This is a genomic window from Acinetobacter sp. 2JN-4 (genome assembly GCF_003687745.1).
GTDB lineage: Bacteria > Pseudomonadota > Gammaproteobacteria > Pseudomonadales > Moraxellaceae > Acinetobacter > Acinetobacter halotolerans.
This window is the reverse complement of the sequence record NZ_RDNY01000003.1, coordinates 360846-373019: the sequence shown is the minus strand read 5'-3', so window position 1 is coordinate 373019 and position 12174 is coordinate 360846. Positions and strand designations below refer to the sequence as shown.

General features: G+C 37.9%; 10 protein-coding genes. 6 read left to right on the top strand and 4 right to left on the bottom strand.

Annotated features, from left to right (window positions below; translation table 11 throughout):
• The first annotated feature begins 1 nt into the window (after position 1).
• On the top strand, positions 2-3607 hold the full coding sequence (gene uca, locus EAH57_RS06900) for an urea carboxylase (RefSeq protein ID WP_121929397.1): 3606 nt from the start codon (positions 2-4) through the stop codon (positions 3605-3607).
• Between the two features lie 68 nt (positions 3608-3675).
• On the opposite strand, the gene cpaB is transcribed toward uca, so the two are convergent.
• Both cpaB and cpaA read right to left on the bottom strand, forming a co-directional pair.
• Entirely contained in the window at positions 3676-4368 is a 693-nt protein-coding gene (gene cpaB / locus EAH57_RS06895) for a metalloprotease secretion chaperone CpaB (RefSeq protein ID WP_121929396.1), read from the bottom strand.
• Positions 4369-4370: 2 nt separating this feature from the next.
• Positions 4371-6167, bottom strand: a complete 1797-nt coding sequence (cpaA, locus tag EAH57_RS06890; RefSeq protein ID WP_121929395.1) for a metalloendopeptidase CpaA — start codon at positions 6165-6167, stop codon at positions 4371-4373.
• Positions 6168-6790: 623 nt separating this feature from the next.
• Here cpaA and EAH57_RS16205 point away from each other — a divergent pair.
• The 3 genes from EAH57_RS16205 (at position 6791) to EAH57_RS06880 (ending at position 8442) form a co-directional block, all read left to right on the top strand.
• A complete protein-coding gene (locus EAH57_RS16205; protein ID WP_004639188.1) occupies positions 6791-6916 on the top strand; it encodes a hypothetical protein in 126 nt (41 codons plus the stop codon).
• Between the two features lie 4 nt (positions 6917-6920).
• Complete coding sequence (locus EAH57_RS06885; RefSeq protein ID WP_121929394.1) at positions 6921-7355, top strand: CopG family ribbon-helix-helix protein; 435 nt, start codon at positions 6921-6923, stop codon at positions 7353-7355.
• A 64-nt stretch (positions 7356-7419) separates the two neighbouring features.
• Positions 7420-8442: an ABC transporter substrate-binding protein gene (locus EAH57_RS06880; protein WP_121929393.1), complete on the top strand. Its 1023-nt coding sequence runs from the start codon at positions 7420-7422 to the stop codon at positions 8440-8442.
• A 172-nt stretch (positions 8443-8614) separates the two neighbouring features.
• On the opposite strand, the gene EAH57_RS06875 is transcribed toward EAH57_RS06880, so the two are convergent.
• Positions 8615-9493, bottom strand: coding sequence for an ABC transporter ATP-binding protein (locus tag EAH57_RS06875; RefSeq protein WP_121929392.1), 879 nt, complete (start codon positions 9491-9493; stop codon positions 8615-8617).
• Positions 9493-10437: an ABC transporter permease gene (locus EAH57_RS06870; RefSeq protein WP_121929391.1), complete on the bottom strand. Its 945-nt coding sequence runs from the start codon at positions 10435-10437 to the stop codon at positions 9493-9495. The genes EAH57_RS06875 and EAH57_RS06870 overlap by 1 nt, the downstream gene beginning before the upstream one ends.
• Before the next feature lie 188 nt (positions 10438-10625).
• Here EAH57_RS06870 and EAH57_RS06865 point away from each other — a divergent pair, with 188 nt between their 5' ends.
• Both EAH57_RS06865 and EAH57_RS06860 read left to right on the top strand, forming a co-directional pair.
• Positions 10626-11147: a sigma-70 family RNA polymerase sigma factor gene (locus EAH57_RS06865; RefSeq protein ID WP_161401213.1), complete on the top strand. Its 522-nt coding sequence runs from the start codon at positions 10626-10628 to the stop codon at positions 11145-11147.
• Positions 11148-12152 carry a FecR family protein gene (locus EAH57_RS06860; RefSeq protein WP_121929390.1) on the top strand — a complete coding sequence of 335 codons (1005 nt, stop codon included), beginning with the start codon at positions 11148-11150 and terminating at the stop codon, positions 12150-12152. It abuts the gene before it with no gap.
• Positions 12153-12174 lie beyond the last annotated feature (22 nt).

Here is a 12174-nt window from a genome sequence, read left to right as displayed (position 1 = left end):
TATGTTTGATAAAGTTTTAATCGCCAATCGTGGAGCGATTGCATGTCGTGTTATTCGAACACTAAAAAAACTAGGTATTCAATCCGTTGCTGTGTACTCTGAGGCAGACCGAGATTCATTGCATGTGACCTTAGCAGATGAAGCGATTTATATCGGTGATGCACCCGCGAGTCAAAGTTATCTCAATGTTGACAAAATTTTAGAAGTCGCCAAACAAACAGGTGCGAATGCCATCCATCCAGGTTACGGTTTTCTATCTGAAAATGCTGAATTTTGTGATCTGTGTGAATCACAAGGAATTGCATTTATAGGCCCAAACTCAGCTCAAATGCGTGCATTTGGCTTGAAACATACCGCTCGAGAACTTGCAATCGAAGCAAATGTTCCGCTATTGCCGGGTAGCCAACTTTTGGCTGATGAAGCAGAGGCATTGGTTGAAGCAGAGCGCATTGGTTATCCTGTAATGCTAAAAAGTACCGCAGGTGGTGGTGGTATCGGCATGCGCTTGGTATGGAATGCTGAAGAACTTAAAGATGCTTTCGCAACAGTTTCTTATCTTGCTCAGGCAAACTTTAAAGATGCAGGACTGTATTTGGAGAAATTCGTACAGAATGCTCGCCACATCGAGGTGCAAATATTTGGTGATGGTCAAGGACAAGTTTTAGCTTTAGGTGAGCGAGATTGTTCTGTTCAACGTCGCAATCAAAAAGTTATTGAGGAAACCCCAGCACCGCATTTAAATGATCAACAACGTTCATATATTCAGACTGTTGCGATTCAACTCATGCAATCCGTGAATTATCGTTCAGCGGGTACTGTTGAATTTGTGATGGATACGGACACGCAAGATTTTTACTTTTTGGAAGTAAATACCCGTTTACAAGTTGAACATGGTGTCACAGAACAAGTATACGGCGTGGATTTGGTTGAATGGATGGTCACACTTGCGAGTGGCGACTGGACAGCTCCAACACAATCTTTGAAATCAGTAGGGCATTCGATACAAGTTCGTTTGTATGCTGAAGACCCGATCAAAAACTTCCAACCGAGTGCAGGTTTACTGACCTTTGTTGAATTTGATGATCAAGCACGTAATGAAACATGGGTAGAAACTGGCTCGACTGTTTCATCATTTTACGATCCTATGATTGCTAAAATTATCGTCACGGCAAATGATCGAGATGCGGCTATTCAAGCAATGAATCATAGCTTAGCCAAAACTCAGGTGGCAGGTATCGAAACCAATCTTGAATATTTACAGAATATTATTGATTGTGAAGTGTTTAAAGCTGGTACTCAAACCACTCGTTTCCTGAATACTTTTGAGTGGAAAACTCAAAAAATCGAGGTATTGCACGCTGGTATTCAAACTTCCATACAAGATATCACTGGGCGTTTAGGTTACTGGGATGTAGGTGTACCACCGTCTGGAGCAATTGACCCTTTATCTTTAAACGTGGCAAACCAACTACTTGGTAATGCATCTAATAGTGCAGGTCTAGAATGTACCTTGCATGGACCTACACTAAAGTTTCACTGTGATAGCCAAATCGTGCTTGCAGGTGGTGACATGCCGTCAACCTTAGATGGTGTACACATTCCAATGTGGCAAACGATGAATGTCAAGAAAGGGCAAATCCTTAAATGCGGTAAAATCATCACAGGATGTAGAACGTATATTGGCATCAAAGGTGGTTTGAATGTTCCTGAATACTTGGGTTCACAAGCGACTTTTACCTTAGGTCAATTTGGTGGTCACGCAGGACGTAATTTGTTAATTGGTGATATGTTGCCAGTCACTTCGTTTAGTTCAGATCAACAAACAAGTTTAAATGCAGAACAAGTCCCGACATTTTCAAACAGTTGGGAAATTGCAGTGATGTATGGTCCGCATGGTGCGCCTGATTTTTTCACCAAACAAGATATTGATGCCTTCTTTGAACATTCCTTCGAAGTACATTTCAACTCAAGTCGTACAGGAATTCGATTGATCGGACCAAAGCCTGAATGGGCGCGTGAAGACGGTGGCGAAGCTGGTTTACATCCTTCCAATATTCATGACAATGCCTATGCTATTGGAGCAATCGACTTTACTGGAGACATGCCGATCATTTTAGGTCCTGATGGTCCGAGTCTTGGTGGTTTTGTTTGTCCAGCGGTCGTTGTTCATTCTGAACTTTGGAAATTAGGTCAATTAAAAGCAGGAGACAAAGTTAAATTTGTTCCTATTCGATATGAACAAGCAACCCAATTAAATCAAACATATCATCATATGCTCAGTACAGAGCATCTTAATGCTGTGCAATTTGGTCAAAGCTTTTATGCTGAGTTTGATAGTTTAAATGATGCCGTATTAGATCGTTTAGATGGTCAAGATCATACGCCAAATGTAGTGTATCGCCCCGCTGGTAATAACTATATGTTGGTTGAGTATGGTGAATTGGTTTTAGACCTTAATTTGCGATTCCGCATACATGCATTAATGCAGTGGGTTAAAGATCAAAACATCAAAGGTATCATTGATTTAACACCGGGAATACGTTCACTTCAAATTCATTATGATTCACTCAAACTGGATCAACAGAATCTATTAAACCTACTCAAACAAGCCGAAACAGAATTGCCAGATGTGACTGAAATGCAAGTTCCTTCACGTACTGTGTATTTACCTTTGGCTTGGGAAGATTCACAAACGCAGTTGGCAACTGATCGTTATATGCAAACGGTGCGTCCTGATGCACCGTGGTGTCCAGACAATATCGAATTTATCCGTCGCATTAATGGTCTGAAAGATAAACAAGCTGTAAAAGACGTGGTGTATAACGCAAATTATTTGGTGATGGGCTTAGGTGATGTATATCTAGGTGCACCAGTTGCAACACCGCTTGATCCACGTCAACGACTCGTAACGACCAAATATAATCCTGCACGAACTTGGACACCTGAAAATGCTGTCGGAATCGGCGGTGCTTATATGTGTGTTTATGGGATGGAAGGACCGGGTGGCTATCAGTTTGTGGGTAGAACGACGCAAATGTGGTCTCGCTATCGTAAAAATGCCGACTTTGAGCAAGGTAAACCGTGGTTGTTACGCTTCTTTGATCAGATTAAATTTTATGAAGTTTCTGAAACAGAACTCATGCAAATGCGTGAGGATTTTAAAGCAGGACGACTCAAACTTAGAGTTGAGGAAGGTGTTTTAAACCTCAAAGAATATAATCAATTCTTATCAGACAATGCTGAAACCATTTCAAGTTTTAAAGCAACTCAACAAGCGAACTTTGATGCTGAGCGTCGTCGTTGGCATGAGGCTGGGCTTGCGGAATATGTCTCAGAGAGTTTAGATGCTGTTGATGAGGGTGAAACCGTCATCATTCCTGATGGTGGTTGTGCCGTTGAATCACATATGCCGGGTTCGATTTGGAAAATTGAATGTCAATCTGGTGATATCGTCGAGGAAGGAGCAACGCTAGCGGTCATCGAAGCCATGAAAATCGAAATTCCGATTGTTGCACCTGAAAGGATGAAGGTTGAAAGCATTACCATTGAAAAAGGACAAACTGTTAAAACAGGGCAGGTTTTATTTACTTTAGCGCCTGTAGCCTAATATTTACAGAAAAGACCGCTTAGGCGGTCTTTTCTCTTGGAGTTAATACATAAAACTACATACTCAACCTAATGATCATGGTGATTTTCTCCTGCTAATATTGCAGCAGATTCGTTTTCTACGTTATTTATCCATCCATATCCATTTTTCATCAGCATTGCATATGTTCGGCCTTCAGAATTAATAGTTCCTATGGTGAAATTATCTTTAACAGTTTGAGTGATATAGAACGTTTCATTATTTTTATCGCCACCTTCTAAATATCCAGACCAACTTACAATATCATCATTTGGATCTACATCAATTTTTTCAATAATTGCTTCTCGTTTTAATCCATATGCTGGAACAGTAAATCCAACTCGGTCACCAATAGTTTTTCCCTCTAGCGTATAAATATTATTAGCTAAAAAGATACGACCATCATTTTTTTGTTCTTCGCTAAGTTCTATCGGATTATGTTTAGTTACTGTATTTACATTACTTGTATAAAACATCTCTTTTTCTGAGATGCCTTGACGTAATTTATTTTCATCCAAATTTATAAGTTTGCGTCTAGCGGTACTTTGTTGAACCCTCTCTAGCACCTCAGCTTCTGTGTAATGGAGGGAAGTTACTTGTTGTGATAGATCTTTAAGCTCGATTTCTTTACTAACAGTATTCGTTTCCGCTTTATCTTGGACTTTCTTTTGGTTTGGCATCAGCCAAACCAAAAGAGCAATCAATAACATTACAGAAATAACAATATATGTCTGTTTTTTCATATTTATTTAACCGCGACTAAGAACTTAGAAACTGTTTCTGCATTTTCATTAATTATTCTTAACCCATCATGTTTTTCGGCTTCTCCTAAACGAACACCATATTCTGGACTATAATGATCAGGACTGGAGTAAAGACCAATATTATTACCAGCCATGACTGTACTGCCTAATGGGTGGGTAAAACCCCAATGGTAACCAGAAGTTCTTTCTGACTGCCCGTGACCAATTCCCATGTTGTGTCCCAACTCATGCCGCATAGCTGTGATACCACATTCATAGTTTTCAGAACCAATCATATTGTATTTATTTGGGGTCGTATTTCTCCAAGCTAAACCACAACCAGTATGATCTGTAAAGACATAAACTGCATCAGCGCCTGTACGGGTTCTTTCCGCTTGCACAATACTGTCTGATCGACCTGCGTTTATCGCATCACCTAAAGTTGTGCCTGAAATGCGATAATCTAAATAACCGACTTCTCTAAAATAAGCCTTGGCTTGGGAGTTTTGTAAAGCTTCATTCGTCAATCGTAGAGCCTCGCGCGCTCTGATCTTTGCAGCGGTTGCGCCAAGTTTTTCATTTAAAACAGGGCTATTGACGATCAATAAATCAATTTGATGGCTGTCAAGATTCCATACATTATTTTTGAATACAAAACGAATCTTATCTCCTTTGTTTAGCGTTGCCGCTATATTATTACCTGTGATCGTAAATGCTGTGTCAGCAGAATTGGATAAAATTACTTTATCTCCAGACTGGGCTGTATTTGGTAAGTTAATCGTTGGTACCCATTCAGCATTATTAGCTATGATTTCAACAATAGGGGTCTTCAATGTAAAGCCTTGAGCTGCTTTTTGTGCGGTTAATACTGTTTTAGGAGAAGAAATTAAAATCCATTGAGCCTTATCTGCAATATAAATAAACTCATATCGATCACCTGAGTTCAATTTCATTGTAGCAGTGGTATTTGTATTTTCATTTTCAATAGTAGATTGCCAAGTTGCTGAGGAACTAATAATCAGACGATCTCTATCATTCGCAGATTTTGGTAATTTCAATGAAGGAATCCATGATCCATCAGCAAAACGAACTTCTGTTTTTGGCGCTGTTAAGTTTTGTAGTTTTTGATTGAATGTCGCTGAGTCACCTTGAACATTTAATATGCGAGTAGGTACAGAAAAAGGAATCCACTTATTTAATTTTTGATTGTATTGGAATATATATAAGTCGTCTTTATGCAAAGTTAATGTACTAGGGAATAATGCATATTGTGAATCAATTTTTGTTGCTTTTAAAGCTTTTGATTCAATAACAATGAGCTGACGATCTTTAGCTGTTTGTGGCAAGTGAACAATATCAGTCCAAGCAGTATCATCGATTGTATATTTCGCTAGAGATTCTTGAAATTCTGGGATTGTATTTCCATTTTTTTGTGGGTTTAGACTATTTGATTCAGATACGTAAAACTCCCACTTGCCATTATGAAATTTAAATTGATATGTGTCACCGGTTTTTAGCGGAAGATAGCCTGTTTTGTTGATTCTTATATTGCTTAAATCAAATTCACTGTCATAGCCTGCTGTCGAACTAAGAGTTAACAGGGCACCTTCTTTTGCAGTATCTGGTAAATAAAGAGTTTTTACCCAATTACCATTAGAAACACTAAATATAAGATCATCATAACCACTAGGAATAATACCACTTTGGTTATTTTGCTTTGGTGACAGGGTTGTTGCAGCAATAGCAAATGTAACCATGCTGCTTGTAACGAGTGCTGTTATAACTTTGAATTTATTCATTTGATTTTTTCCTACAAGATTTAACTTTTAGACTTATGATAATATGGTAACTATAACTTGAAAAGTATTTTAAAATATTGACTTTATAGCCTGAGTCGTGTGTAAAAAATGCAAATAACCAGTATTACTTTATAATTTAATCGTAATACTGAAATTCATGGGTTTCTCTATTCTTTTATAATTTCATACCTATCTATATGTATTTTATAGTTTTTAATAAGGTCCATATTAATCAATAGATCATATTCCTATACTTTTAATAAATGTTATGCTATCTTTTTTTAAAATACTTGAAAAATAATATAATTAAATTAAAGTTAAGACCATATTAATGCATAAAATATATGTGCGGTGTAAGAACATATAATGATCTAGATGGTACATGAGTGAGCTTCTCTATGCCTTAAAGTTTTAATTAGAAAAAAATATGAACTTATTACGAGCATAATCTACTAATAAATTTTAGCCCCAACACTGTGCATGTAGCTTTCTTTTCGCCCAAAAAACATTCATTACATCCCCTAGAACCTATCAAAAATCACTAAAAAATTGGCACATATTCTGCATTTCAATAGAAGTAATACAAAAACTAATTTTAGTAATACCTTTGTAGGAGCTGCGAGATGAGTGAAGCCAAAACCAACACTGTAGAAAAACACCCTATTAAGAAATTCTTAGTCGATTTATTCAGTGCAAGAGCAGGTCTGTATTTCAAACAAAATCACCAAGTAAGCAAAGTAAAGGGATAAGACTGTGGCCAAGCAAAAGTTAGCTCGAATCAGTATTACTGTGCCTGAAACTACATTGAATGCACTTGATCAAAAAATTGTAGATCAACACTACGAAAGTCGTTCACAAGCGATCTTGGACATGATCAATCGGCACTTAATCGATGATCTAGCTAAAAATGATGAAGTTATGGTTGGCACTTTGACATTGTTATATGACGTGAGTTTAAAACCACTTCGTACACAACTTGTTGATTTGCAGCAACAATACTTAGCTCAGGTTGTCAGTTCATTACATATTCAATTGGATGATGACAAGGTTCTACAAGTCATGTTGATGCAAGGTGTGAGTAGTGATTTGAAAGCCATCAGTCAGCAGTTCATTGCATTAAAAGGGGTAATTAAAGGGCATTTGGAATTGATGGATGCCGTCATGCCACCAATCGCACAAAACACTTAGGTACATAAACATTCGTAAAGACGAAAAGTTCTAAATATCAGAGCACAATAGGAGCAAGCATAAGATGATCAAAAAAACACTGGTTTCAGCATCTGTGCTGACAGCGATTTTTTTAGGGGGCTGTGACAACACAGCAAAAATTCCAGAGTCTAAAGCAAAAACTGAAGGTAGTACCAACACTAAACCAATCACGATTGGATACAGTGATTGGCCGGGTTGGGTTGCATGGCAAGTAGCAATTGAAAAGGGATGGTTTAAAGAAGCGGGGGTAAATGTCGAATTCAAATGGTTCGATTATTCCGCATCAATCAATGCATTTTCTGCCAATCAACTCGATGCTGTTTCTGTATCCAATGGTGATAACTTGGTGATCGCGTCAGGAGGCACCAAAGGCATCATGATTTTGGCAACGGATTATTCTGCTGGAAATGATGTCATTATTGCCAAAAGTGGAATTAATAATATTGCTGGTTTGAAAGGTAAAAAAATCGCTGTTGAGAAAGGATTGGTTGATCATCACTTACTCAATACAGCTTTAGATGATGCCAAAGTTTCTAATAGTGAGGTCACTTTAGTCAATGCTATGACGAATGAGTTACCTCAAGTGTTTGCAAGTCCTGATGTGTCGGCAATTGCAGTTTGGCAACCTGTAGCCAATCAAGCATTAAAAGCGGTTGCAGGTTCTAAAATTATCTATTCATCCAAAGATAAGCCAGGACTGATTTATGATACTTTGACCGTCAATATGACACACCTTGCTGCAAATAAGGAAGATTGGAAAAAAATCATTCAGGTATGGGATAAAACTGTTAAATATATCAATGATCCAGCAACACGAGACGATGCTGTAGCAATCATGGCAAAACGAGTCGGTTTAGATGCTGCTCAATATGCTCAATTTATTGATGGAACCCATTTACTTGATCTGCAAGCAAATAAGAAGGTATTTACCAAATCCGACAGCTTTGATTCTATCTATGGCTCAAGTTATCACGTCAACGAATTTAATTTTAAAAATGGAGTCTACACCACTAAAGTGGATGTTGATGGCGTGATATTCCCAACGCTTATTGAAGAGGTGAAATAGTTTTAATATATTGAGTAATAATACTTTTAAATTTAATCATTAGCTCTTAAAAATCTCCCTTTCATGAGGGAGTTTTTTTATCTATCAGATATATCAATGAATACTTCCATATAAAAAACCCACTCTTGTAAGTGGGTTTTGAAATTTTTTACTTTCTTGACGTATCGACGTTTCAATCTTCGCTTACTTTAGTCATACGAGGAATTAAAGGTAAATCCTCGAGTGCTGGATCGAGTTGATCTTCATCGGCATGAACCAGTTGATCCACACGTTGACGCAGTGCTTTAAATTCAGGGCAAAGCATTTGATCTGGATGACGTGGGCGAGGTAAATCTACTTCGATAATTTCTTTTATTTCACCAGGATTGGCTTTCAGTGCGACGATACGGTCAGCGAGTAAGATCGCTTCATCCATATCATGAGTGACAAAAATAATTGTGATATCAATATTTTGCCATAAATCCATCAAGTGCCGTTGCATCTTCTGGCGGGTATGTGGATCAAGTGCGCCAAATGGTTCATCCATCAATAGAATTTTGGGTTCATTCACTAATGCTCTAGCAATCGCAACACGCTGTTTCATCCCACCAGAGAGTTGATGAGGATACTGATTTTCATATTTTTCTAAGCCAATAATATTAATCCATTCTCGTGCTTGAGCCTCAGCCGTACTATCACTTTGTCCCTTCATTTTTGGACCGAACATCACGTTTTCTTTGACGGTTTTCCACGGAAACAGTGTATATCCTTGAAACACCATACCTCGCTCAGGACTAGGACCCATGATCGGTTGTCCATCAATCAGAATCTTTCCACCTGAATAAGAATCAAGTCCAGCAACAATCCGACTGAACGTTGACTTACCACAGCCAGAAGGACCGATCACACAAATAAACTCACGTTTATGAATCTTTAAATCAATTTGATTTAAAACAGTTCGTTCAGTTTTACCGTGTTTAAAGCTTTGCGTGAGTTGTTTCGCTTCTAATATGACAGCACGTTCATAGATATGATCAAAATATTCACGAGCATTGAAATGGGTATTTGACATTAGTGTGCTCCTGCTTTCCATTTAAAAAGCTGCTGTCCAAGTTTCATTAAAATGACATCACAAATCAGACCAATCACACCAATGATGAGGATGGCTGCATAAACATTGTCAAAATTTTGGTAACGCGCTTGTTGGGTGATAAACCATGTAATACCTGATGTGCTCCCAATCAACTCAGCAACGATCAAGTAAGTCCACGCCCAACCCAACAAAACTCTCAAATCTCGATAAATCTCAGGCAAAGCAGCAGGAATCACCACATGAATTAAGCTTTTGGTTTTGTTCGTGCCAAGGGTAAAACCTGCTTCAATCAAACTGCGATCGACCAATCGAGTGGTATTGGCAATAATAAGTATCTGTTGAAATAGCGTACCGATGATAATGATGGCTATTTTTGGTGCATCATTGATACCTAATATAGCAACAGCTAAAGCACCAAAGGCAGGGGCAGGCAAATAACGGAAAAATTCAACAAATGGTTCGGTAAGTTGAGAAATTGTTTTAGAAAAACCACATAAAATCCCCAAAGGTATACCGATGAGCGATGAGATAAAAAATGCAGTGAACACCAGTTTAATACTATGCCAAAGACTTTCATGGAACCACGGCGCATTGGCTTGAACGGGTGGTGTTGTAAAAGCGGTTACTAATGCAATAGCAACTTCATGCGGTGCTGGCAAATAGATAGGATTAACAAGAACACCTTGTGGCGGTGTGTTGCCTTGGTCTAAAGCACTTTGTGCTTCGGTATAGAAAATATCTTTAGCAATTCGACTATCGACCTGTAAATAGGTCACGCTGCCAGAATCTGTAATCTTTACTTGTGGATGCCAAATAAATGGAAAGTAACTCACAGCACACCACAACAAAATTGGTATTAAAAATGACCCTAGACCAAATAACACTTTGTTGGTTTGGCTGAGTTCGCGTGCAACGTAACTCATATTGCTTGCCTCTTAATATTACATTTTTTATAAAACGTAATACTAATTAAGCAAAATAAGTGCCAATCAGACTAAGACTAATTTGCGGTGAAAATAGGCAAGCAGTAAAACTTTATTCTTATTCTTTCTTGATTTTACAAATGATAATTATTATCATTTGTAAATACTTTGTTTTTGAGTCAATGATTGTGAACAAAAACCCGATACTCGTTGATGAATTATACAGAAACCATAGCGGGTGGCTTCATCATTGGCTGCGAAAGAAAATTGGAAGTTCTGAGCAAGCTGCTGATTTAGTTCAAGATACATTTATTAAAATCCTTCAGACACGCGATGAGTTGTTGGGCGTCAAAGAACCAAAGGCATATTTGACTTCAATTGCGAAAAATTTATTGATCGATCAAGTACGAAGGAAAAGAATTGAACAAGCATATCTAGATGGTTTGAGTGAAATGGAATACATGCTTGATGCAGTTGTTTCTCCTGAAGAACAGGTGCAAATCATTCAAGCAATTCATCAGTTATGCAAAGCATTAGAAGCGGTCTCTGAAAAAGCGCAACAGGCTTTTATCTTGCATTATTTAGAGGGTTATACCCATAAAGAAACGGCTGAAAAACTCGGTGTTTCGACCAAGATGATCCAAAAGTATTTGGCCAGTTGTTTGGTACAGTGCTATCAAACCCGAATGGATATGGATGTGTTGGTTTAAATGACAAAGAATCATAACCAGCAATTGGTTGAAGAGGCAGCACAATGGATTGTTCAATTAAGCGCGGATGATGAGGTGACTCGTCGTAATGCAGAAGTACAATTCAAACAATGGAAAAAAAATAGTCAGCAACATCAAAAGATTGCCAACGATATTGAACGCTGTCTAGGCTCGATTCAAAAGTTATCACATAATCATCATAAAAAAATTACCAAATCGGCACTCAAAGCTGGGCTGGGATCAGGAAAGGTTTATAAAAATATTCGCACTGGTACAGCATTTGCGATCGCCCTATGCACTTTGGGTATTGGTACATTATATTTATCAGATACATCAGTAGGTTATATTGCTGCGGATATTCGCAGTAATTCTAGCCAGTGGACCACTCAAACATTACAAGATGGCTCACAAATCATTCTTCGCGGTAAAAGTGCCGTCAATATTGATTTTAAGTCTGACCAAAGAGTGGTTGAGTTGGTGCAAGGAGAAATATTTGTTGATGTTGCTAAAGATCAGCATCGACCTTTTATTGTCAAAACATCTCATGGACAAATACAGGCACTTGGAACAGCTTTTAGTGTTGCGTATCAACCCGAGATAACAGCATTAAAAATGCTACATTCAAAAGTTCAAGTGCGAGCCAAACCATTTAAGAAAACACCTGTAAATAAAGTCAATCAAGCAATAGTGGAAGCAGGGCAAGCGATTGGAATAGATCAAAATGGTTTAACACCAATTTCAGTACTAAATCGCTATAATGAGCAGCAAAAGTGGAATAAACATCAACTGATGGTTGAAGATCTACCACTTAATCAGGTGCTGAAAGCCTTGGATCAGAACTACAAAGGAAAAATTATTTTTAATGATTCAGCACTGAATAAGATACAAGTTAATGCTGTATTACCACTAGACCAAACACAAGACGCTCTTAAACTGCTCGGCGCAGTTTTTCCACAATTAAAAATATATCAAATTACACCTTATGTGATTTTTGTGACGACTTAGCAAAATTTTTTAATTATTTGGT